Source organism: Salmonella sp. HY31 (assembly GCF_042604575.1).
GTDB classification, from domain to species: domain Bacteria; phylum Pseudomonadota; class Gammaproteobacteria; order Enterobacterales; family Enterobacteriaceae; genus Salmonella; species Salmonella diarizonae.
The window spans coordinates 1042809-1067300 of the sequence record NZ_CP170479.1 but is presented as its reverse complement, the minus strand read 5'-3'; the positions used below and the strand labels follow the sequence as shown (position 1 = coordinate 1067300).

Sequence of the window (24492 nt, the reverse complement as noted above, 5' to 3'; positions counted from 1 at the left end):
CGCTATCCCTGCGGCTGGTTGCTGATCAGCCGCGACATCGTTTCCAGCGAATCCGTTCTTAAAATATACAGACGTTTTAATAAGAACGGATTATCCCCCGGCTTCACCTTCCCTTTCACCGTCGTTACCGCCATATGAAACCCGGCATCTTTTGCCGCTTTGATCGCGGTCGCGTTATAGCCGCCAAAGGGATAAGAAAGATAAAATACGTGCGGAGTAAACTGTGCGAGCGCCCGCCGCGAGCGTTCAAAATCAAACAGAATATTATGGTAGCTGCGGCTATATAAAATCGGACGCCGATGCCCGTCTACCCGGTGTAAAAAGTGGGTATGCGACTGAAAATCAAAAACATCGCTTATCTCGCGCAATTCGGACACGCTCATAAATTGCAACGACTTAGGATTCCATTTTTGCGGATGGCGCTTAATACGCGATGAGATAATAAACGCTGTCGCTTTCATACCGTACTGCTTTAACACCGGATACGCATAGCGACTCACCGATTTAAGGCCATCGTCAAAGGTGATAGCCACCGCGCGTGCCGGGAAATTAGCGCGGTTATGGATGTAATCCTCCAGTTGGTACATCGTCAACGTGGCATAGCCGCGATCGCGAAGCCAGGTCATTTGGTTGCTGAATGCGCGAACCGAAGTCGTGGTGGACGTATGGCGAAAACGGGTATTCTCTTCATCGCGTAAGATGTGATGATAGGTCAAAATAGGAATGCCGTTGTCTTCCTGGGCATCCAGGGCGCTGACATAAGCCAGCCTGTCGCCAATACGGATCTGATACCAGGTTTGATGTAGCCGGCCTTTCAGCTTGCTAATAATGGGGTAACGCAAATTATCCACCAGTACGCCAAACGGGGCGCTACTGATGTCCGGCGCGTTATACACCGGCGTGTCTTTCCAGGTCACCAGATTCTGATTGCTGAGAGGCTTGTTAAGATCGCCCAGGCCATCTTCCACCTTTTGTTTCCCCTGCACGGACTCCAGATGGCCTTTATCGATAAACCCCACGCCAAAGCCGAATTTAAAGGCATAATAGTCAGCCGCTATGGGCGTTACGGAAAGAATTTGTCCGGCACGGATATTTCCCACGGTCACCATTTTATCGCCAATCTGCGACCAGATGGCGGCGTCTTTCGTCGTTTGCATATAACGAGCGGGCAAGGCAGCCAACACATTGCCGGAGAAAAAGAACAGCAAGATAAGAACAACGCGCATAACCATATATCATAACCGAGGCGAAAAAACGCCGTTATTGTAGCAAAAGCGTCGTCAATGGTATTGATCAAAACTCATACAAATCATGCAGCAATACAAAAGGCGGATTTTTCTGCTGCTGATGCCAGAGACTGGTTACATCCGGCGCGCCAAGCGCGACAATCTGGTCGCGAAATGCTGAACTGCTCATCGACTCTCGCAAAGGAAGCATTTCCTCTATCAATGAATAGCTGACACCTGAAATAACTTCACATTGAGAATGTTTATGGCTCATCAGCGACGCTACACGATAAGGCGCCGCGCCGGAAATGTCGGTTAAAAATATCACGCCTTCACCAGAGTCGGTGGCATGGAGGGCATCACACATCATGCGGCTCAGCATGTTTGAGCTCAGGCCGCGCCAAAAATTGACCGCCCGGCATTGCGCCAGCGGACCATTTTTTCTCTCCAGGCGATCAAGCATATCCTGTGCGCGATCGTCATGGCAGGTAATCACCCAACCTAACATAGCCTACCTCCTTAGCAGACAAGTAGTTTATCAGGGTTACCAATCAGGAATGATGACAGCCGTCAAAAGTCTCCTCTTCCCGCCAGGAGAAGAGGAGAATCGTATCAGCTACGCAAACCGCGTCCGCGCTGGATCAGCGACCAGCACAGCAGGTAGAAAGCGGCTATAAAGATCACCAGTACGCCAAATGTCGTCACCAGCGGCACATCATGGATACCGAGGAAACCATAACGGAAGCCGCTTATCATGTAGACGATCGGGTTCAGGTGCGACAACCCTTGCCAGAACGGTGGCAGCAGCGTCAGCGAGTAAAATACCCCGCCGAGGTAGGTCAGCGGCGTCAGCACAAAGGTCGGGATCAGGCTGATATCGTCAAAGGTTTTCGCAAACACGGCGTTCAGCAGTCCGGCCAGCGAGAACAGAATCGCGGTCAGAATCAGCGTTAGCGCGACAAATACCCAGGAATGCACCTGGAAAGGCACGAAAAAGAGCGAAATCGCCGTCACCAGAATCCCCACGCACAGCCCACGCGCCACGCCGCCGCCGACAAATCCGGCGATGATCACGTGCGTTGGTACCGGCGCAACCAGCAGTTCCTCAATATTGCGCTGAAACTTGGCGCTAAAAAATGATGACGCTACATTGGCGTAGGAGTTGGTAATGACCGCCATCATAATCAGGCCCGGCACAATAAATTGCATATAGCTAAAACCATGCATTTCGCCGATGCGCGAACCGATCAGGTTGCCGAAAATAATAAAATAGAGTGTCATGGTGATGACAGGCGGCACCAGCGTTTGCACCCAGATCCGCATAAAGCGATGGATCTCTTTCGCCCAGATGCTTTTAAGGGCAACCCAGTAAAGCTGCATCATGCGCGATCTCCTTGTTTTTCATGCACCAGCGACACAAACAGTTCTTCCAGACGGTTGGCTTTATTACGCATACTTAATACCTGAACCCCCTGCTCGCTCAGTTGGCTAAAGACGCTGTTAACCCCCTGCTCGCGTAACACTTCAACCTCCAGAGTCGAGGTATCTACCAGACGATATTGATAACCCGCAAGCTTAGGTAGCGGGCTTTTTGGCGCTAAATCCAGAATAAACGTCTCCGATTTCAGCTTTGAAAGCAGATTTTTCATGGAGGTATTTTCCACCAGCTCGCCGTGCTGAATAATACCGATATTGCGGCACAACATTTCCGCCTCTTCCAGATAGTGGGTAGTAAGAATAATCGTGGTGCCTTTGGCGTTTAAATCTTTCAGAAACCCCCACATCGAGCGGCGCAATTCGATATCGACGCCCGCCGTCGGCTCGTCGAGAATCAATAGTTTAGGCTCATGCATCAGTGCGCGGGCAATCATCAGGCGGCGTTTCATCCCACCGGAAAGCATCCGCGCGCGTTCATTACGTTTTTCCCACAGATCGAGCTGTTTTAAATACTTTTCGCTACGTAAAACCGCCTCTTTATGTTCCACGCCGTAATAACCGGCTTGATTCACTACGATCTGTTGCACCGTTTCAAACGGGTTAAAGTTAAACTCCTGTGGCACCAGCCCAAGCTGTCGCTTGGCGTTAACCACGTCTTTTTCCAGGTCGTAACCAAAAACGTTAACGCGCCCGGACGTTTTATTAACCAATGAGCTGATAATACCGATGGTGGTCGATTTCCCTGCTCCATTTGGTCCCAGAAGCGCGTAAAAATCCCCCGCTTCGACCTGCAAATCTATGCCGCGCAGCGCCTGAACGCCGCCGGGATAGGTTTTTTTAAGTTGTTGAAGTTCCAGCGCAATGGTCATAAATTCTCACTTACTTTACGTTCTTACACTTTATATATGGTTTAAATAATTACGGAGTTGCCCTATATTAGCCCAACGCACTTATTTGGTTACAGGTCGTTAACTTCCATGAAAGACATAGATACACTCATCAGCAACAATGCACTATGGTCAAAAATGCTGGTGGAAGAGGACCCCGGATTTTTTGAGAAACTGGCGCAAGCGCAAAAACCGCGCTTTCTATGGATTGGATGTTCCGACAGCCGCGTTCCTGCTGAACGTTTAACCGGGCTTGAACCGGGCGAATTGTTTGTTCACCGTAATGTGGCTAACCTGGTTATTCACACCGATCTGAACTGTCTCTCCGTGGTTCAGTATGCGGTAGATGTTCTGGAAGTTGAGCATATTATCATTTGCGGCCACTCCGGTTGCGGCGGTATCAAGGCTGCGGTAGAAAATCCTGAGCTGGGCTTGATTAATAACTGGCTGCTGCATATCCGCGACATCTGGCTTAAACATAGCTCGCTGTTGGGAAAAATGCCCGAAGAGCGACGTCTGGACGCGCTCTACGAATTGAACGTCATGGAACAGGTCTATAACCTGGGGCATTCCACTATTATGCAGTCAGCGTGGAAACGCGGGCAGAATGTGACCATTCACGGCTGGGCGTACAGTATCAATGACGGCCTGCTGCGCGATCTTGACGTCACCGCCACCAACAGAGAAACGCTGGAGAACGGCTATCATAAGGGTATTTCGGCCCTAAGCCTGAAATACATTACCCACCAATAAGCCATTAGCTATAGGCCGGATAAGTCGCTTTAGCGACGCCATCCGGCATTTCTGCTCTTACTCGTCCAGCAGCACCACTTTACCGACATACGGTAGATGGCGATAACGCTGGGCGTAATCAATACCGTACCCCACGACGAACTCATCGGGGATAGAGAAGCCGATAAATTCCACCGGGACATCGACTTCACGGCGAGACGGTTTATCCAGCAGCGTACAAATCGCCAGCGATTTCGGCTCGCGCAGGCCCAGGATTTCACGGACTTTCGACAGCGTATTACCGGAATCAATAATGTCCTCGACAATCAGCACATCTTTACCGCGAATATCCTCATCCAGATCTTTGAGGATTTTCACGTCGCGGGTGGTGGACATGCCGCTACCATAACTGGAGGCGGTCATAAAATCGACTTCATGAGGAACCTGAACTTCACGGCACAGGTCCGCCATAAACATAAATGAGCCACGCAACAGACCAACCAGCACCATTTCACTGCCGCTGTCTTTATAACGTTCGGTAATCTGACGACCCAGTTCGGCAATACGTGCTTTGATCTCCGCTTCGGGGATCATGACTTCAACAGTATGTTTCATATTTATAACCATATGATTTAAAAACAAATCACTCAATGCCGGTTGATAATAACGCCGCATTGACGCGCAAGGCACGCAGTATACCAGCAAACGTATTCATTCGCGGCATTTGATAAGAAAGCTCATTTTGTGAGGACGATCACACATGTTAATTCCTATACTTAATTGCTACTAAAAAATTAACAATTGGGATGGTGTCTTTTTATGGCAGAAAATAACGCACGATCGCCACGATTACTCGTGACGCTGACGGCCCTCTTTGCAGCGCTTTGTGGGCTGTATCTTCTTATCGGAGGTGTCTGGCTGGTTACTATTGGCGGTTCCTGGTACTACCCCATCGCGGGCCTCGTGATGCTGGTCGTAGCCGGGTTGCTATGGCGCAGTAAACGCGTCGCGCTGTGGCTGTATGCCGCCCTGCTGCTGGCGACAATGATTTGGGGCGTGTGGGAAGTCGGGTTCGACTTCTGGGCGCTCACGCCGCGTAGCGATATCCTGGTGTTTTTCGGCATCTGGCTAATATTGCCGTTTGTCTGGCATCGGTTGGTGGTTCCTTCCAGCGGCGCAGTGGCAGCGCTGGTCGTGGCGCTGCTGATTAGCGGCGGCATTCTGACCTGGGCTGGCTTCAACGACCCGCAGGAGATCAACGGTACGCTTCGCGCCGACGCCACACCCGCTGCAACAAGCTCGCCGATCGCCGACGAAGACTGGCCGGCCTATGGACGTAATCAGGAAGGCCAACGCTATTCGCCGCTGAAACAGATCACTGCGGATAACGTTCACCACCTGAAAGAAGCGTGGGTCTTCCGCACCGGCGATCTGAAACAACCAAACGATCCGGGCGAAATCACCAACGAAGTGACCCCGATTAAAGTCGGCGATACGCTCTACCTGTGTACAGCTCACCAGCGACTGTTCGCGCTGGATGCCTCCAGCGGTAAAGAGAAGTGGCACTTTGATCCCCAGTTGAAGACCAATGAGTCCTTCCAGCATGTCACCTGCCGCGGCGTCTCTTATCATGAGGCCAAAGCGGATACCGCCTCGCCGGAGGTCATCGCCGACTGTCCGCGCCGCATTATCCTCCCGGTCAATGACGGTCGCCTTTTCGCGGTGAATGCCGAAACCGGCAAGCTGTGTGAAACCTTCGCCAACAAAGGCGTCCTGAATCTGCAAACCAATATGCCGGACACCACGCCGGGACTGTATGAACCGACGTCGCCGCCGATTATCACCGATAAAACGATTGTCATTGCCGGTTCGGTCACGGATAACTTCTCTACCCGAGAAACGTCCGGCGTTATCCGTGGTTTTGATGTGAATACCGGTAAACTACTGTGGGCCTTCGATCCGGGGGCGAAAGATCCGAACGCGATTCCAGCCGATGAGCACTCTTTTACCTTTAACTCGCCGAACTCGTGGGCGCCTGCCGCCTATGATGCGAAACTGGATCTGGTCTATCTGCCAATGGGCGTGACCACGCCGGATATCTGGGGCGGTAACCGCACGCCGGAGCAGGAACGTTATGCCAGCTCCATCCTGGCGCTGAATGCCACCACCGGGAAACTGGCCTGGAGTTATCAGACCGTCCATCACGATCTGTGGGATATGGACCTGCCGGCACAGCCGACGCTGGCGGATATTACCGTTGATGGTACAACCGTTCCGGTTATCTATGCGCCAGCGAAAACCGGTAATATCTTTGTACTGGACAGACGTAATGGCAAACTGGTCGTGCCCGCCCCGGAAAAACCGGTCCCGCAGGGCGCGGCAAAAGGCGATTACGTCGCCAAAACTCAGCCGTTCTCTGATTTAACCTTCCGCCCGAAAAAAGATCTCTCCGGCGCGGATATGTGGGGCGCGACCATGTTCGACCAACTGGTGTGCCGCGTTATGTTCCACCAGTTGCGCTATGAAGGTATCTTCACCCCGCCGTCCGAGCAGGGGACATTGGTATTCCCTGGCAACCTGGGGATGTTTGAATGGGGCGGTATTTCCGTCGATCCAGACCGTCAGGTCGCTATCGCTAACCCGATGGCGCTGCCGTTTGTATCGAAGCTGATCCCACGCGGCCCTGGCAATCCAATGGAACCGCCGAAAGACGCGAAAGGTACCGGTACAGAAGCAGGTATTCAGCCACAGTACGGCGTACCGTTCGGCGTCACGCTGAATCCGTTCCTTTCGCCGTTTGGCCTGCCGTGTAAACAGCCGGCCTGGGGCTATATTTCCGCGTTGGATCTGAAAACCAATGAAATCGTGTGGAAGAAACGTATAGGGACGCCGCGCGACAGTATGCCGTTCCCGATGCCGGTTCCGGTGCCGTTCAACATGGGGATGCCAATGCTGGGCGGGCCAATCTCAACCGCCGGTAACGTGCTGTTTATCGCCGCGACCGCCGACAACTACCTGCGCGCTTATAACATGAGCAACGGGGAAAAGTTGTGGCAGGGGCGTTTACCCGCCGGGGGCCAGGCAACGCCGATGACCTACGAGGTAAACGGTAAGCAGTACGTGGTAGTTTCTGCCGGAGGCCACGGTTCGTTTGGCACAAAGATGGGCGACTATATCGTCGCATATGCTTTGCCTGACGACGCGAAATAACCATTAATGCCCGGCGCGTGCCGGGCGTTTTGTCAGGTGGCAGCTTCGCTTGCCCGGCCTACGTTAACGTGTATTTGTAGGCCGGATAAGCGCCATCCGGTAAATCAGGTCTGCGCTATCGGACATGCCGGGTGGCGGCTTCGCCTTACCCGGCCTACATCGGATACATCAGTTATACCGTAAATCCTAACATCATCCCCGTATCTTCATGTTCTAACAGATGACAGTGCGCCATATAGGCATGTTCCTTCGGCGCGTCGTGATCGAACTTGACCAGCACTTCGCTGATACCGCCCTCAACGCGTACCGTATCCTTCCAGCCCGTTCTGTGCGCCGCTGGTGCTTTACCATTCTCTGACAAAATACGGAACTGTGTGCCGTGAATATGGAAAGGATGCAGCATCATGTCGCCCACGCCGGAAATCACCCAACGTTCATGGCGGCCTTTCTGCGCCGCAAACATCGGTTTGTTCATATCGAATACCTGGCCGTTGATAAAGTTAGCGTTATGGAAGTCGAATTTGCCGCCGTGATTCATATTGCCCATCGCGCCATGATTCATCCCGCTGTGATCCATGTTGCCATGATCCATCTCGCCATGCCCCATATTGCCGCCCTGCATATGCGCGTTCATGTTGTCATGATCCATGCCGCTCATCGCTTGAGCGCCATATTTCTTCATCAGCATTTGCATCCCCATCATATCAAGACGCGGGTCCATCGACAGTTTCAGGTTGCGCACCGTCAGCCCTTCCAGCGACGGCAACGCCGGCATCGTCGTCAACGTATCCGGCAATGTGCCGGAGGCGGTAATCCGCAGCGGCTGGATACGCATCACCGGATGCGGTTTATCAAACGGAGCGATCGCCATACCCATCTGGCTGACCGGTAGCGTCACCAGATCAAAGGCTTTCCCGTCGCTGATATCCACCAGCACTTCAAAACGCTCGCCCATTAATAACGGCAACTCAGTGACTTTCACTGGTTCCGCCAGCAGACCGCCGTCGCTGGCGATCACATAAAGCGGGCGATTATCGCTGGCGGCAATATTCAGCGAACGTGCATTACAGCCATTCAGCAAGCGCAGGCGTAACCAGCCTTTCGGCGCGGAATGCTGCGGATAGATAGCGCCATTGGTCAGCAGCGTATCGCCAAACCAGCCGACGGCGGCGGTCATCATATCCAGTTGATAATCAATCTGGCCATCGGCGGAGAAGCGTTTGTCCTGAATGATCACCGGCACATCGTCGATGCCCCACTGTTTCGGCAGGCGCAATTTGCGAATCTCGTCATCTTCAATCAGCACCAGTCCGGCAAGGCCCATCGCCACCTGGCGCCCGGTTTTGCCGTGTTTGTGCGGATGAATCCAGCAGGTCGCAGCGCGTTGTTGTGGCGTAAACGTTACCGTGCGGGTTCCGCCTGCGGGAATAATCCCTTGCGGGCCGCCGTCGACGATGCCCGGAATTTCCAGACCATGCCAGTGAAGCGTCGTGTCTTCGGCCAGTTGGTTATGGATATCAACGGTCACGCTTTTTCCCTTGTGAAGCTGTACCGCTGGCCCCAGCAAATTACCGTTGTAGCCCCAGGTCGTCGCGTTCTTACCGGCGAATGTTGACTGGCCGGCTTTAACAATTAGCTGCATACGGTTGCTCGCATCTGCCGTTAACAGGTCAGGAATAGGTAACGCGGGACGTTCGGCGGCAAAAGCGGCGCGGCTCCACAGCGGCAGCGCTGATGCAACCCCCAGCGCCACTGAATATTTTAAGAAATCACGGCGTAACATAATCATTTCCTTATAATGAACAGGCGGGTGTCTAAGCTTAGACCCTGCCCTAACGGGAAGGTCAAGCCAGCAACACGTCTTTACCGTTCCTGACAGCAATACAACAAGAATGAAAACACCGCGGCCAATTCTAATAATAAAAGTCGTCGCTACGTCCGCAGTATGCTAACGTTGACTTTCCCTGATGCCGTGGTAGAAGCAATGAAGACGTTTTTCAGACCCGTGTTGTTTGGCAGCCTGATGGCTTTATGCGCAAATAGCTATGCGCTTACTGAATCCGAAGCTGAAGATATGGCCGATTTAACGGCGGTTTTCGTTTTTCTGAAAAATGACTGTGGTTACCAAAACTTACCTAACAGTCAGATTCGGCGTGCGCTGGTCTTTTTTGCCCAGCAAAATCAGTGGGACCTTAGTAACTACGACACCTTCGATATGAAATCGTTGGGCGAAGACAGCTACCGCGATCTTAGCGGCATCGGTATTCCGGTCGCTAAAAAATGCAAAGCTCTGGCCCGCGATTCTCTGAGCCTGTTAGCCTACGTTAAATAATCCTCGCGCTTTATACTCTACATAATCCAGATTACTGGAAGGCAGCGACGCAGTGAATCCCCAGGCGCTTACATCGGTAAGTGACTGGGGTGAGCGAGTCAAGCCAACGCACCTGAAATTTGAAGCATGGCGAGAATATATTGCTGAAATAATGACCGTGCATCCACGGTCATTGTTAGCTATGATGTTGCGCCCTTTTTTTACGGGTGTTAACAATGGAGGTATCAGCCAATGGCCGAAAATACGATGTGGCATGAAACGCTACACGACCAGTTTGGTCAGTACTTTGCCGTAGACAACGTTCTGTATCATGAAAAAACCGATCACCAGGATTTAATCATCTTTGAAAACACCGCTTTTGGCCGCGTGATGGCACTGGACGGCGTGGTACAGACCACCGAACGCGACGAGTTTATTTATCATGAAATGATGACGCACGTCCCGCTGCTGGCGCACGGTCATGCGAAACATGTCCTGATTATCGGCGGCGGCGACGGCGCAATGCTACGTGAAGTCACCTGGCATAAAAACGTCGAAACCATCACCATGGTGGAGATCGACGCTGGCGTAGTCTCGTTTTGCCGCCAGTATTTACCCAACCACAATGCCGGCAGCTACGACGATCCGCGCTTTACGCTGGTGATCGACGACGGCGTGAATTTCGTCAATCAGACCCATCAGACCTTTGATGTGATCATTTCCGACTGTACCGATCCGATCGGCCCCGGCGAAAGCCTGTTTACCTCTGCCTTTTATGAAGGCTGTAAGCGTTGCCTGAATCCAGGCGGAATTTTTGTCGCCCAGAACGGCGTGTGCTTCCTGCAACAGGATGAAGCGCTCGACAGCCACCGCAAGCTGAGTCATTACTTCAGCGATGTCGGCTTCTACCAGGCGGCGATTCCGACCTATTACGGCGGCATCATGACCTTCGCCTGGGCGACAGACAACGACGCCCTTCGTCACCTGTCGAGCGAAATTATTCAGGCACGTTTTCATGCCGCCGGCCTCAAATGTCGCTATTACAACCCGGCGATTCATGCCGCTGCATTTGCGCTACCGCAATATCTACATGACGCACTGTCCGCACAGTGACGCTAAGGAGGTGATAAAAATTGAAAAAGCTAAAACTGCATGGCTTTAACAATCTGACGAAAAGCCTGAGTTTTTGTATTTACGATATCTGCTACGCCAAAACCGCAGAAGAGCGCGATGGCTATATCGCCTATATCGATGAACTCTATAACGCCAACCGACTGACCGAGATCCTGTCGGAGACCTGCTCCATTATCGGCGCGAACATCCTGAACATCGCCCGTCAGGATTATGAACCCCAGGGCGCCAGCGTCACGATTCTGGTGAGCGAAGAGCCGATCGACCCGAAGCTTATCGACCAAACCGAACATCCCGGCCCGCTACCGGAAACCGTGGTGGCGCACCTCGATAAGAGTCATATCTGTGTGCATACCTATCCGGAAAGCCATCCGGAAGGCGGGCTTTGCACCTTCCGCGCCGACATAGAAGTGTCAACCTGCGGCGTGATTTCACCGCTGAAAGCGCTCAATTATCTGATCCACCAACTAGAGTCCGATATTGTCACCATCGATTACCGCGTGCGCGGCTTTACGCGCGACGTCAACGGTATGAAGCACTTTATCGATCATGAGATCAATTCCATTCAGAATTTTATGTCGGAAGATATGAAATCGCTGTATGACATGGTGGATGTGAACGTGTATCAGGAAAATATTTTCCATACCAAGATGCTGCTTAAGGAGTTCGATCTTAAGCACTACATGTTTCACACCAAACCGGAAGATCTTACTGAAACCGAACGCCAGGAGATCACCGCCGCGCTGTGGAAAGAGATGCGCGAGATTTACTACGGCCGCAATATTCCAGCCGTGTAAATTGATACCGGAGCAAGGAAGCTCCGGTTTTTGCTGCAAAAGCCCAAAAATAGAGTCAGGGTCCGATTTTTAAATCACGATAATAATATTCCTTATCCCGCTGCGTAATTTTACGTAGTACACGACAGGGAACCCCAGCGGCGACCACATCTGGCGGAATATCTTTTGTTACGACGCTACCGGCACCAATTACCGAATTATCACCAATCGTTACGCCAGGATTAATCACGACCTGGCTGCCAATCCATACATTATTGCCAATCGTCACGGGAAAAGAGAACATTTCGCCCTGCATGCGCAGAGAAAAATGGACTGGATGCCCGGTGACGGAAATCGTGACGTTAGGCGCAACCATCACATTATTTCCTATCGTAACCGTATAGTCATCGACAATAGTTAAATTAAAATTGGCGTAAAAGTTGTCACCAATATAAATATTCTTGCCATAAGAAAAAGAGATCGGCGGCTCTATCCACGCATTTCTCCCAATTTTACCAAACATCTGAGCAATTAATTCTCTACGTTTGTTCTCTTCTGAAGGACGCGTATGATTATAATCATACATAAGCTCTTTACCACGTAGTCGCTCTTCGGGAAGTCCTTCTGTTAAGTCAGTAAACAACATGCCCTTTTTTATTTTTTCTCTCATTGATAACATCATTCCCACCTCCGCGCGAATCAGCTTGCGCTCTTCTGTTGTGAGACTCGCATCACTGCCAGCGGCCCTGCTCCGCTTAACGTTGCGGCTGAAATAAGCGTAAAGACCAGTGCAATCAGCCCCAGCACCAGATAAGCGCCCTGGAAACCAATTTTTTCATACATATTCCCGGCCAGTACGGACATAAAAATCATTGCCAGTTGTTTAAAAAAGCAGAAGCAGACCAGGTAGATAGTGGCGGAGAAACGCACCTCAAACTGGCTGGTGATATATTTGAAACATCCCACAATCAGGAAAGGGATCTCGAACATATGCAAGGTCTTAAGAATAACCACTTCCCCCGCCGTAGTCGCAAAAGAGGAACCGATAATGCGCACAGACATAATTATTCCCGCCATCAATAGAGCATTTTTACCGCCAATGCGATTTACGATAAACGGGGCAAAAAACATAATACAGGCATTAAGCAACTCCCCCATTGTCGTGACATAGCCGAATACGCGTGTTCCCTGTTCTCCTGACGCAAAGAACGAGGTAAAGAAGTTGGCAAATTGCTGGTCAAAAACATCATAGGTACAAGAGACGCCCACCACATATAGCGACAGGAACCATAGTTTAGGCTGTTTAAACAGTTCCAGCGCCAGCTTCAGGCTAAACGGCGATGAATTGGCCCCTACCGCATCCGCGACTACGGCTGATGAGCCAGAATCGGTACGAGAGAAAAAGAGCAACAGCGCGAGGATCACCGCACACCCTGACCCCAGCCAGAAAACAAACTCATTATTAATGGTAAACATCACGCCAACAATGGAGGCGCAAAGCGCCCAGCCCACACAGCCGAACATACGCGCACGGCCAAATTCAAAATGACTTCGTCGACTCGCTTTTTCGATATAGGCTTCAATCGCCGGGGCGCCAGCATTGTAGATAAATCCGAGATAAATCCCACCGACAATGGAGCCCAGTAGAATATTAAAATGTAACAGCGGCCCAAAAACATAAATAAAGAACGGGGCAAACATCACCAGCATGCCAGTAATAATCCACAGTAAATTTTTACGCAAACCGAGTTTATCGGACATCAGCCCGAAAACAGGCTGGAAAAGCAGCGAAAAGAGAGAGATACAGGCAAAAATAATTCCGGTATCCCCTTTACTGATATGATTAATATCATGTAACCAGATCGGAAAAAAGGGAAAATAAGCGCCTATAATGAAAAAATAGAAAAAAAAGAAAAAGCCGAACATCCAGAAATTTGTATTCTTCAGGTAATACATATGGATTTCCTTGCATTAAAAATGGGCAGGATCAATCTGCCCAATGAGGTATTTTATTTCCATGCGATCTGATAGTGGTAATGCCGGGCGCTCAGTTGAAATTCCGGCGATACCGACGGGCTCCATGAATCATCCCCGCCCACTCCCATATGATAACCATCGATATTGAGCCAGACGCCTGATTCTGCCTGCAATAAATGGCGGTGGCTGGTTTCCATCAGTTGCCGCTGGCTGTAACGGCTAATATTGAACTGAAAATCGCCGCTCCACTGGTGCGCGCCATAACGCAACTGGCGAGTACCGCAACGCAGGCCATTTTCAGTCGGAAAGACATACGGCGTATACATCGCGTCCAGCGGGAGGTTCCAGCGATCAAAACAAGCGCTGCTCAGGCGATCCGGATAATTCTCATGCGGCCCCAGCCCCAGCCACTCCACCCTTTCATTCACCTGCGCAAGTTGACAGCTCAAGCCAATCCGCGCCGGGTACGGCATTCCACTGGCAACCTCCACCCCGATGTCGATCTGCATTTCGCCATGATCATCAATCCGGTAGGTTTTGCGGCTGATAAACAGCGTTGCCCCCTGATATTGCCAGGCATGCGCGGTGGTTATCAGCACCGCATCCGCCAGCTCGTCTGCATCACACAGCAACAGCGCTGGCTCCGCGCAGTAATGTCCTGCCGCCTTCCAACGCTCCACCCAGGCATTGGGGTCAATGCGTGTCGCTTCACTGACGCCAATATCGTTATCAAGCGGCGCACGGGTGAATTGATCGATAAGCGGGGTCAGCAATTGCGCTTCATCATCCCGCCAGAACTGTGTAAGCCAGCCCTGCTGACGGCAGAACTGCCAACGCAAATTACCTTGCGTGACGCAGAATTCGCCGTCACGCACCGTCAGGGCGGGCGCAACGCTGGCGCGAGTGGGTTTCGATACGCAGAGCTTTTCTTCCAACGGCCACTGTTGCCAGGCGCTGATATGCCCGGCCTCCGACCAGCTTGTCGCCAGCGGTTGCTCAACGCGTACCGTCAGCCAAAGCTGCCCTGCGGTTTCCGGCTGCGGGAATGCAGGTAGCAGGATAATTTGTCGCCCCTGCGGGGCGATATCCAGCACAACTTCACCACTGGCCAACTGATTGCCCTCCTGCGCCAGCATCCAGCGCAGGATCTCGTTATCACTGTGGCGGAACAGATATTCGCTCTGTACTTCAATGCGGCGTTCTTCGCCCGGCAGCAAACGAAACTGGAAAAATTGCTGCACGTGTTTCGCTTCATACAGCGCCGGATGCGGCGTGCGATCGGCAAAGACCAGCCCGTTCATGCAGAACTGACGATCGTTGGGCGTATCGCCAAAATCCCCGCCGTAGGCAGACCACGGTTTGCCGTCCGCGTCATATTTAATCAACGACTGATCTACCCAGTCCCAGACAAAGCCCCCCTGCAGGCGCGGATACTGACGAAACGCCTGCCAGTATTTGGCAAAGCCGCCAAAGCTGTTGCCCATCGCATGCGCATATTCGCAGAGAATGAGCGGACGCTGCTCGCCGGGCAGCGAGAGCCACTTCTTGATTGACCATTTTGGCACAGCCGGGAAGGGCTGATCCTGATCAACGCGCGCATACATCGGGCAGATAATATCCGTCGCGGCGGTGTCCGCGCCGCCGCCCTCATACTGCACCGGGCGAGAAGGATCTTCCGCTTTCAGCCAGCGATAAAGCGCGTCATGGTTAGCCCCATACCCGGATTCATTGCCCAACGACCAGATGATAATGCTCGGATGGTTGCGATCGCGCTGCACCATGCGCGTCACACGCTGACTCATGGCGGGTAGCCAGTCCGGGTCATCGCTCAGGCGATTCATCGGCGTCATACCGTGGGTTTCAATGTTGGCTTCATCCACCACGTAAAGACCATAGCGGTCACATAGGGCGTACCACTGCGGATGATTGGGGTAATGCGAGCAGCGAACGGCATTAAAGTTATTCTGCTTCATCAGCAAAATATCCTGCACCATAGTATCGTAATCCATCACCTGGCCGCGCTCAGGGTGATGCTCATGCCGATTGGTCCCACGGATCAGTAGCGGTTTACCATTTAGCAGTAACAGCCCCTTATCGATGCGGACCTGGCGGAAGCCAACGTCACACGCTTCCGCTTCAATCAGCTCGCCATCGGCGGTACGCAATTGGATCACCGCCCGATACAGATTAGGCGTTTCCGCGCTCCACAGCGCCGGACGATTGATATTGAGGCGTAGCGTGGCGCGGTCATCGTAGCCGCCGCGCTCGTCAATAATTTCACTTCCCGGCGTGGCGTGGGCCTCTCCCGCCAGCGTTTCTCCCTGCCAGAGATGAAGCACGAGCTGCAAATCGTCGTTCACGCCGCCAGCCAGTCGAACTTCCGCCTCAAGCACCGCTTGGGTAAAGTCGTCATTCAGATGAGTATGGAGGTGGAAATCCGTAATCTGCGTCGTCGGCTTATGCAGCAGGGAAACATCGCGGAAAATGCCGCTCATCCGCCACATATCCTGGTCTTCAAGATAGCTACCGTCGCTCCAGCGCAGCACCAGTACCGCCAGGCGATTTTCACCCACCTGTAAATATTCACTCAGGTCAAATTCAGACGGCAGCCGGCTGTCCTGACCATAGCCGACCCAGCGACCGTTACACCACAGATGAAACGCAGAGTTTACGCCGTCAAAAATGATGCGCGTTTGGCCTTCAGTCAGCCAGTCATCATCCATGCAAAATGTGAGCGAATAACATCCAGTGGGGTTTTCTGCCGGAACACAGGGAGGATTAACCGGGAAGGGATAGGTAATGTTGGAATAGATCGGCGAGTCATAACCGTACATCTGCCAGTTCGACGGCACGTTAATGGTGCCAGCCTCCGTAAGATCTTCAAGACGCCAGTTCTCCGGCACTGCTTGCGGCGAGGAGAACCAGGCAAATTTCCAGACGCCGTTCAGACTGCGTATCTGCGTCGCATATTGGTTACGCTGCGCATCGTCTGCCTTGCGCCAGCTACAAAACGGCGGATGCGTGGCCAGCCTGTTAAGCTGTGTCACCGCAGGGTTTTCCCAATCCCGGCGGGCTAACACGGCGGCCAGTGAATCACGTTCTGGTGTCATTATCATATCCTTCCGCAAAATTGTTACTCGCTCACATTTTTTTTGAAGGTATACTGCGAAATAACAATTTAGGTAAAGGATGAGGTTAACGTTTGGTGAGCTGGCTCAAACTAATTCGTTATTAGCACGATAAGCCAGCAAATACAGAGCACACTTTACGACAAGCGTGAAACCTGCCGCGCCAACTGCATTAACGCTTCCGCCAACGCTTGAGGCGAGGCGCGATCGGTTTGCGGCGCGCATACGGTTTTGCGTTCAATCAACGTGACGGGCAACAGTTGACTCTGCGAAACCGAGCCGCCTGCGGCAATCTGTAAAATACGATCGACACTCCCCCGCCCCAGTTGAGCGAAATCTTGTCTGATTGTCGTCAATGGCGGAATATAGCAGGAACTGTCTTCCGTATCGTCATAGCCAATAAGGGAGATATCTGTCGCCACGCGCAGGCCGGATTCGGTAATGGCGCGCATGACTCCTAACGCCATCTGGTCATTAGCGACCAACATCGCCGTTGGGATAACCCCGCTGTTCAGCATCTGTTGCGTTTGCTGGAAACCGGACATCGCGCTCCAGTCGCCCTCAAGTACAGCAACGGGGGTAATCTGGCGATGTTGAAGGTGCTTACGCCAGTCCGCAAGCCGCAGGCGTGCGGAGACGGATGACGCCGGACCAGCCAGCAACGCGATGCGCTGATGCCCATGCGCCACCAGATGCTCAACGCCCAGCTTCGCCCCCTCATCGTGGGAAAAAACAATACTGTTGACTGGGGTCTGTTCAGAAACGTCCAGAAAAAGTACCGGTACGTTACCCGCTGCGGAGACCACCTCCAGCGCCGCGTCTTCTTCCAGAGGAAAGTTAATAATAATCCCGGTAACACGCCGCGCCAGTAGATTGTGAACTGCGATTTTACACGCTTCTACGCCATTGCGCTCCACCATCGCAATCACCACGCTGGCTCCCGACTGGTCGGCGCGAGATTTAATGGCGGCGACAATCTGCGACGGCGCGTGCAGCGCCAGATTAGTGGTCGCCACGCCGATGAGCGGAACGTGTTTCCCCGCCAACTGCTGCGCCGCATGGTTGGGGATGTAATTGAGTTCCGCCATCGCGGCTTCCACTTTCGCGCGTGTTTTCGCCGAAACGTGGCTGGCCTGATTCACCACACGAGAAACCGTCTGATAGGAAACACCGGCATGATTTGCAACGTCGTAGAGCGTGACTGGCTTCACATTCAATACCCTGAGTTCATTTATCCTGGCGCTATCATGCCACACCCTTCAGGGCTTTTCCTCCACGAGGAAAAGCCCCCACCTGTCGTGGTCAACGCTTATTTCTGCTGCATAAAATTGCGATACGCGGCGACGACCCGCAGAAAATCCTCTACGCCGCACAGGGATAAACTCTCTTCATCGTAATAACTCATCCCCTCTTCCATCTCATCGCCGGAAAAATCCAACTGATTGGCGCGAATCATCACCTCTTCGCCGTCCATCCAGATCGTGTATTCATGCCCTGCTCGTTGCCAGGAACGTTCGCTACCTTTGACCGTACGCGCGGCTTGCTCTACTTCATCCAGTAGGGCCAGGTTCTCTTTTACCTCTTCATTAAACCAGTGGCCGACCACTTCGTGCCCCATTGACATACGTACCAAAACCCGTCCGGTCACATCGCGCAGAAATTCGTAATCCATAATGTGTTCCTCTGCAAAGCCCTTACAGTCATTATCGCAGCACCGGAGAAGAAAAAAAGCGGGAGCAGCAGGCGGAATGAAAATAAAAACCCACCGCAGTTGCGATGGGTTTTGTAGGCCCGGTAAGCGTAGCCGCCACCGGGTAATAAGAGGCGTAGGCCTGGTAAGCCTGACGCCATCAGGCAAATTACACCGCGGTCTGGAAAATCACGCCGTCGGCTTTCTCGGTATACTGGGAAAGCTGGTCGAAGTTCAGATAACGGTAGGTATCCACAGCGGTTTTATCTACCTGCGCCACGAAGGTCTGGTACTCTTCCGGCGTCGGTAGCTTACCGATCAGCGCCGCCACCGCCGCCAGCTCCGCAGAGGCCAGGAAGACGTTCGCGCCCGTCCCTAAACGGTTCGGGAAGTTACGGGTTGAGGTAGAGACCACCGTCGCCCCGTCCGCCACGCGCGCCTGGTTGCCCATGCACAGCGAACATCCCGGAATTTCGATACGCGCACCGCTCTTACCGAAGACGCTGTAGTAGCCCTCTTCCGTGAGCTGCGCGGCGTCCATACGGGTTGGCGGCGCTACCCACAGGCGGGTCGGCAACTGGCCTTTATGGTTATCCAGCAGCTTACCAGCCGCACGGAAGTGGCCGATATTGGTCATGCAGGAACCAATGAAGACTTCGTCGATCTTCTCACCCTGCACGTCAGACAGCAGACGCGCGTCGTCCGGATCGTTCGGCGCGCACAGGATTGGTTCTTTGATATCCGCCAGATCGATGTCGATCACCGCCGCATATTCCGCATCGGCATCGGCTTCCAGCAGTTGCGGGTCCGCCAGCCATTTTTCCATCCCCTGAATACGACGTTCCAACGTACGACGATCGCCGTAGCCTTCCGCGATCATCCATTTCAGCAGGACGATGTTGGAGGTCAGGTATTCGATGATAGGCTCTTTGTTCAGCTTGATAGTACAACCCGCAGCGGAACGCTCGGCAGAAGCATCGGTCAGCTCAAACGCCTGCTCGACTTTCAGATCCGGCAGACCTTCAATTTCCAGAATGCGGCCGGAGAAGATGTTTTTCTTGCCTTTCTTCTCAACGGTCAGCAGTCCCTGTTTGATGGCGTACAGCGGAATGGCGTGGACCAGATCGCGCAGGGTAATACCCGGCTGCATTTTGCCTTTAAAGCGTACCAGTACCGATTCCGGCATATCCAGCGGCATAACGCCAGTCGCCGCGGCAAACGCCACCAGGCCTGAGCCCGCCGGGAAGGAGATGCCGATCGGGAAGCGGGTATGGGAGTCGCCGCCGGTACCTACGGTATCCGGCAGCAGCATACGGTTCAGCCAGGAGTGGATCACGCCGTCGCCCGGACGCAGCGACACGCCGCCGCGGTTCATAATGAAATCCGGCAAGGTATGGTGCGTGGTGACGTCAACCGGCTTAGGATAGGCTGCGGTGTGACAGAACGACTGCATGACCAGATCGGCGGAGAATCCCAGACAGGCCAGGTCTTTCAGCTCATCGCGGGTCATCGGGCCGGTAGTATCCTGAGAACCGACAGAGGTCATTTTCGGCTCGCAGTACGCGCCCGGACGAACCCCGGCGACGCCGCAGGCGCGACCGACCATTTTCTGCGCCAACGAGAAGCCGCGGCTGCTTTCCGCCACGTCTTTCGCCTGACGGAATACCTCGCTGTGCGGTAGCCCCAGCGCTTCACGCGCTTTGGTGGTCAGGCCGCGACCGATGATCAACGGGATACGGCCACCGGCACGTACCTCATCAATCAGCACGTCGGTTTTCAGTTCGAAATTCGCCAGTAGCTCGCCGGTTTCGTGGTTACGCACTTCGCCTTTATACGGGTAAACGTCAATCACATCGCCCATGTTCAGTCTGGAGACATCCACTTCAACAGGCAGCGCGCCGGCATCTTCCATGGTATTAAAGAAGATTGGCGCGATTTTGCCGCCGAGGCAAAGACCGCCGCCGCGTTTGTTCGGCACAAACGGAATATCGTCGCCCATAAACCACAGCACGGAGTTAGTGGCAGATTTACGAGAAGAACCGGTACCCACCACATCGCCAACATAAGCCAGCGGGAAGCCTTTTTTCGCTAATGCTTCAATCTGTTTGATGGGGCCAACAACGCCTGGCTGATCCGGCTCAATGCCTTCGCGGGCGTTTTTCAACATCGCCTGAGCATGTAACGGGATATCCGGGCGCGACCACGCATCCGGCGCCGGAGAGAGATCGTCGGTGTTAGTTTCACCGGTCACTTTGAAGACGGTAACGGTGATTTTTTCCGCCAGCGGCGGACGGCTCAGGAACCATTCGGCGTCGGCCCAGGATTGCATCACCTGCTTCGCATAGTCGTTGCCCGCTTTGGCTTTTTCTTCAACATCGTAGAAGTTATCGAACATCAGCAGGGTGTGAGACAGCGCTTTCGCCGCGCCTGGCGCCAGTTTAGCGTCGTCCAGCGCATCAATCAGCGGGTGAATGTTGTAACCACCCTGCATGGTGCCGAGCAGTTCGATAGCTTTCTCAGGGGCGATTAACGGAGACGTAGTTTCGCCTTTCGCGACGGCGGCAAGGAAGCCGGCTTTAACATAGGCGGCTTCATCGACGCCAGGGGGAACACGGTGGGTTAACAGGTCTAACAGGAACTCTTCTTCGCCCGCGGGCGGGTTTTTCAGCAGCTCGACAAGCGCGGCCATTTGGGTTGCATCTAAAGGTTTGGGCACAATCCCCTCGGCGGCACGTTCAGCTACGTGCTTACGGTATTCTTCTAGCACGACGGTTCTCCTCGCTCTCATTGTCATAGTGCGGCATACGCTTTGTGTATGGGCGATTCTCTTCACGCTCCTGTGAGACAGCAGTTAGTAGGGTAAATGCCCGGGTACCGCAACGGGCAGAATAGCAGGATTTTAGTAGGGTGTTAATCTGTTTACAAAAAAGCAACATAAAAAAGTGGCTGAATCGTTAAGGATGGTCTAACGCTCTGCTGAGGCGGGAGCTGCTACCGTAAATGCTTACCTCATTTCGTGCTTTGATCATCACGTAACGTTACCGATCCCAACATTAGTTAAAAATTAAACTATCGTCCCTTTATACTCACGCAAAACTGCACCCCGTCGGCAGCAGGCATAATGACCATAGCGATTCCCTGGAATCGGGAGAGACAAAATGACGTTGCCCTTTAAACCCCATCTCATCGCCCTTGTGTGCAGTGCCGGGTTATTTGCCGCTTCGGGCGTACTGTATGTTAAAAGCCGCGCCCCCGAAGCGCCCGCGCAGGCGACGGCTCCCGCCCCTGAACAAACGCAGGCATCCGTCCCCGCGCCTGTCGCGGAAACGACCTTTACCACTGCGCAAATCGATCAATGGGTCGCGCCTGTCGCGCTTTATCCCGATTCCCTGCTTTCGCAGGTGCTCATGGCCGCCACCTACCCGGCAAACGTGGTTCAGGCCGTCCAGTGGTCGCGAGATAACCCCACGCTGCAGGGCGACGCCGCTATTCAGGCGGTGGCCAGCCAACCGTGGGACCCCAGCGTCAAATCACTGGTCGCCTTTCCCCAGTTGATGGCGCTTATGGGCGAGAATCCGCAATGGGTGCAAAACCTGGGCGATGCGTTCTTAGCCCAACCGCAGGATGTGATGGATGCGGTACAAAGGCTGCGTCTGCTGGCTCAACAAACCGGTTCGCTAAAATCGACGCCGCAGCAAATCGTCACCAGCGTGCCGAAGTCCAGCGCCTCTTCCGCCGTCACGACGACAACCACCACATCCGCCAGTACGCCAGCGGCATCTTCGACCGTCATCAAAATTGAACCCGCGAATCCGCAGGTGGTGTACGTGCCGAACTATAATCCCGCGACGGTGTATGGCGCCTGGCCCAATACCGCTTATCCGCCGGTGTATTTACCGCCCCCTCCGGGACAGCAGTTTGCCGATAGTTTTGTTAAAGGTTTTGGTTATAGTCTGGGCGTCGCCACCACCTATGCCTTGTTCAGCAGCATAGACTGGGATGATGACGATCATCACCACCATGACGACGACCATCATCATGACGATTACCATCATGGTGGTAACGGTTATCAACACAATGGCGATAATATCAATATCAATGTTAATAATTTCAACCGGATATCCGGGCAAAACCTGCCGGGCCAAACGATGGGCTGGCAACATAATTCCACCTGGCGCAATGGCGTCCCCTATCCGAATAATACCGTTGCACAACGATTCCATCCCACCAACGTTAGCGGCGGGCTAAGCGCGACGCAGCAAGCGCCGGTGTCTCGCGATAGCCAGCGCCAGACGGCCATGGCGCAATTCCAACAGCGCAGCCATACGGCGAACGCTTCTTTGCCAGCGGCAAACGCCCGCGATGCCCAGCGTAAGGCGGCCTCTCAACAGTTAAATCAAATAGCCCGGCGTAATAATTATCGCGGTTATGACAATCAGCATGACAGCGCGCAGCGGCAGCCAGCGCAGCAGCATCCCTTATCGCTACAACAGCGTAACGCGGCGCATCAACGGATCGCATCCTCTACGCCGCAACAGCGTCAGGCGTTTCACCAGAATATGCACGCCAATGTGTTTAGCGGGAACGACAGTCGCTCGCCGTCATGGCAATCACAACAGTTACGCGGCCAGGAAAGCCGCCTGGGTGGTCATTTAAACACCGAGCAACGCGCCGCCGCGCGGGAACATTTTTCTGAACACCACGAATTTCATCGCCGTTAACCGGAGCAGATAATGAAAAAGGTTATGTTAAGCGCTCTGTTACTGTCACTCCCCTTGCTGGGCTACGCGCAGGAACGGTTCTCCTCCCCGGAAGCAGCCGCCAGCGCCTTCGCCGCGGCGGTAGCCGGAAAAAGCGAAACGCAGCTTACCGCGCTACTGGGCGATGACTGGCGGCAATTTCTGCCGCCAGAAGGCGCCGATCCAGAGGCCGTGGCCCGCTTCAATCGTGACTGGCGCGAAGGTCACCGCATTGTACAAAAAGATAATACGGCGCACCTGAATGTCGGACGAGAAGACTGGCAGCTCCCGGTACCGATGGTAAAAGAGGCTGGCGGCTGGCGCTTTGATATGGCGGCTGCCCAGGAGGAGATCCTCACACGTACCCTTGGGCGAAATGAACTTTCTACCTTACAGGCCATGCATGCTTACGTTGATGCGCAACAGGACTATTACCTGCAAAACCATCGCTGGGCACACCAGATAATCAGTAGCGAAGGCCAAAAAGATGGCCTGTACTGGCCAACCAAAGCAGGCGAAGTCCCCAGTCCGTTAGGCCCAAACTTTAGCCCCGCAGCTCCAGACGAGGGTTATCACGGCTACCATTTCCGCATTATCAGCGATAACGACGGTCACGGTACGGCGCTTCTGGCCTGGCCAATGCATTACGGCGAAACCGGGGTGATGAGTTTTATGGTCAACCAGGACGATCATATTTATCAGGCGGATTTAGGCAAGGACACTGAGAGTAAAGTTAAGGCTATCACGCGTTTTGCGCCAGACGCGCAGTGGCAGGCCGCCGAATAACCCGTAAGCGCCTGGCGTTATCGCCAGGCCATGATCATTACCCCTGATGCGGCATTAATTCCGGGTGGCCTTGTACCGGCGGCTTGTTGCTGGTCAGAGCGGCTTCATCAGCCTGGATGCTGCCGGAATTAGTCGCCCATACGCCTTCACGCGTGTGGGTGATCTGTTGATGCTGCGCATTCAAATCCTCGCCCATTGCCGCAATATGCGTACTTTCCGTACCACCGCTGTTAGTCGCCCAGGGAATAACGGGATCGCTGGCGAATGCCATGCCGGAAATCAACGTCGCGGTTAGCGCTGCTGTCGTCAGAAAAAGTTTCATATGTTAAATCCTAATAATTTTCTCGCTATTATTTTAGCAAGTTATCAATTTCGGAGGTAATGACAAAGTAAGGAGAGATATTTCTTATGAAACAATTAGTTGGTTGAGAGTAGACGACAAACACCCTGCTGACGGTATGA

Annotated in this window: 20 protein-coding genes; 7 read left to right on the top strand and 13 right to left on the bottom strand. The window is 53.3% G+C overall.

Translation table 11 applies throughout. From position 1 onward, the window contains the following. Positions 1 to 2: 2 nt before the first annotated feature. The 4 genes from ACE15A_RS04950 to ACE15A_RS04935 form a co-directional block, all read right to left on the bottom strand. Complete coding sequence (locus ACE15A_RS04950; RefSeq protein ID WP_023245754.1) at positions 3 to 1232, bottom strand: polysaccharide deacetylase family protein; 1230 nt, start codon at positions 1230 to 1232, stop codon at positions 3 to 5. Between the two features lie 61 nt (positions 1233 to 1293). Next, positions 1294 to 1734, bottom strand: coding sequence for a PTS sugar transporter subunit IIA (locus tag ACE15A_RS04945; protein WP_000901967.1), 441 nt, complete (start codon positions 1732 to 1734; stop codon positions 1294 to 1296). 104 nt (positions 1735 to 1838) lie between these two features. After that, positions 1839 to 2609, bottom strand: coding sequence for an ABC transporter permease (locus tag ACE15A_RS04940; RefSeq protein WP_000983418.1), 771 nt, complete (start codon positions 2607 to 2609; stop codon positions 1839 to 1841). Further along, a complete protein-coding gene (locus tag ACE15A_RS04935; RefSeq protein ID WP_000150624.1) occupies positions 2606 to 3532 on the bottom strand; it encodes an ABC transporter ATP-binding protein in 927 nt (308 codons plus the stop codon). The genes ACE15A_RS04940 and ACE15A_RS04935 overlap by 4 nt, the downstream gene beginning before the upstream one ends. Positions 3533 to 3640: 108 nt before the next feature. Between ACE15A_RS04935 and can the strand changes: the two genes are divergently transcribed. Further along, positions 3641 to 4303 carry a carbonate dehydratase gene (gene can, locus ACE15A_RS04930; RefSeq protein ID WP_053508783.1) on the top strand — a complete coding sequence of 221 codons (663 nt, stop codon included), beginning with the start codon at positions 3641 to 3643 and terminating at the stop codon, positions 4301 to 4303. Positions 4304 to 4360: 57 nt separating this feature from the next. Here the strand turns inward: can and hpt are convergent, their stop codons facing one another. Then, positions 4361 to 4897 carry a hypoxanthine phosphoribosyltransferase gene (hpt, locus tag ACE15A_RS04925; protein WP_000683341.1) on the bottom strand — a complete coding sequence of 179 codons (537 nt, stop codon included), beginning with the start codon at positions 4895 to 4897 and terminating at the stop codon, positions 4361 to 4363. 204 nt (positions 4898 to 5101) lie between these two features. Here hpt and ACE15A_RS04920 point away from each other — a divergent pair, with 204 nt between their 5' ends. Beyond that, positions 5102 to 7492, top strand: a complete 2391-nt coding sequence (locus tag ACE15A_RS04920; protein ID WP_053508784.1) for a glucose/quinate/shikimate family membrane-bound PQQ-dependent dehydrogenase — start codon at positions 5102 to 5104, stop codon at positions 7490 to 7492. 172 nt (positions 7493 to 7664) lie between these two features. Here ACE15A_RS04920 and cueO read toward each other — a convergent pair whose 3' ends face one another. Continuing rightward, positions 7665 to 9275 (bottom strand): multicopper oxidase CueO, encoded by a 1611-nt coding sequence (gene cueO, locus ACE15A_RS04915; RefSeq protein ID WP_053508786.1) that lies wholly within the window; start codon positions 9273 to 9275, stop codon positions 7665 to 7667. A 201-nt stretch (positions 9276 to 9476) separates the two neighbouring features. Between cueO and ACE15A_RS04910 the strand changes: the two genes are divergently transcribed. From ACE15A_RS04910 to speD, 3 genes are all read left to right on the top strand, one after another. After that, a complete protein-coding gene (locus ACE15A_RS04910) occupies positions 9477 to 9824 on the top strand; it encodes a YacC family pilotin-like protein (protein ID WP_000846613.1) in 348 nt (115 codons plus the stop codon). A 231-nt stretch (positions 9825 to 10055) separates the two neighbouring features. Next, positions 10056 to 10916, top strand: a complete 861-nt coding sequence (speE, locus tag ACE15A_RS04905; RefSeq protein WP_053508788.1) for a polyamine aminopropyltransferase — start codon at positions 10056 to 10058, stop codon at positions 10914 to 10916. Between the two features lie 20 nt (positions 10917 to 10936). Then, on the top strand, positions 10937 to 11731 hold the full coding sequence (gene speD, locus ACE15A_RS04900; protein ID WP_023245747.1) for an adenosylmethionine decarboxylase: 795 nt from the start codon (positions 10937 to 10939) through the stop codon (positions 11729 to 11731). A gap of 55 nt (positions 11732 to 11786) precedes the next feature. Here speD and lacA read toward each other — a convergent pair whose 3' ends face one another. From lacA to acnB, 6 genes are all read right to left on the bottom strand, one after another. After that, the gene (gene lacA / locus ACE15A_RS04895; RefSeq protein ID WP_000979670.1) at positions 11787 to 12392 is read right to left on the bottom strand and encodes a galactoside O-acetyltransferase; all 606 of its coding nucleotides are present in this window, start codon (positions 12390 to 12392) and stop codon (positions 11787 to 11789) included. Between the two features lie 17 nt (positions 12393 to 12409). Then, positions 12410 to 13666: an MFS transporter gene (locus tag ACE15A_RS04890; RefSeq protein WP_380912844.1), complete on the bottom strand. Its 1257-nt coding sequence runs from the start codon at positions 13664 to 13666 to the stop codon at positions 12410 to 12412. A gap of 53 nt (positions 13667 to 13719) precedes the next feature. Further along, a complete protein-coding gene (locus ACE15A_RS04885; RefSeq protein WP_129382372.1) occupies positions 13720 to 16797 on the bottom strand; it encodes a beta-galactosidase in 3078 nt (1025 codons plus the stop codon). Positions 16798 to 16952: 155 nt separating this feature from the next. Further along, positions 16953 to 18050 (bottom strand): LacI family DNA-binding transcriptional regulator, encoded by a 1098-nt coding sequence (locus ACE15A_RS04880; RefSeq protein ID WP_275043919.1) that lies wholly within the window; start codon positions 18048 to 18050, stop codon positions 16953 to 16955. Positions 18051 to 18124: 74 nt separating this feature from the next. Then, positions 18125 to 18487, bottom strand: coding sequence for a protein YacL (gene yacL / locus ACE15A_RS04875; protein WP_023245742.1), 363 nt, complete (start codon positions 18485 to 18487; stop codon positions 18125 to 18127). A 187-nt stretch (positions 18488 to 18674) separates the two neighbouring features. Beyond that, positions 18675 to 21272, bottom strand: coding sequence for a bifunctional aconitate hydratase 2/2-methylisocitrate dehydratase (acnB, locus tag ACE15A_RS04870; protein WP_053508793.1), 2598 nt, complete (start codon positions 21270 to 21272; stop codon positions 18675 to 18677). Between the two features lie 391 nt (positions 21273 to 21663). Between acnB and ACE15A_RS04865 the strand changes: the two genes are divergently transcribed. Continuing rightward, positions 21664 to 23226: a DUF3300 domain-containing protein gene (locus ACE15A_RS04865; RefSeq protein ID WP_064055701.1), complete on the top strand. Its 1563-nt coding sequence runs from the start codon at positions 21664 to 21666 to the stop codon at positions 23224 to 23226. Positions 23227 to 23238: 12 nt separating this feature from the next. Then, a complete protein-coding gene (locus ACE15A_RS04860; RefSeq protein ID WP_129382371.1) occupies positions 23239 to 24030 on the top strand; it encodes a DUF2950 family protein in 792 nt (263 codons plus the stop codon). 37 nt (positions 24031 to 24067) lie between these two features. On the opposite strand, the gene ACE15A_RS04855 is transcribed toward ACE15A_RS04860, so the two are convergent. After that, the gene (locus tag ACE15A_RS04855) at positions 24068 to 24352 is read right to left on the bottom strand and encodes a hypothetical protein (protein WP_023245738.1); all 285 of its coding nucleotides are present in this window, start codon (positions 24350 to 24352) and stop codon (positions 24068 to 24070) included. Between the last annotated feature and the right edge of the window lie 140 nt (positions 24353 to 24492).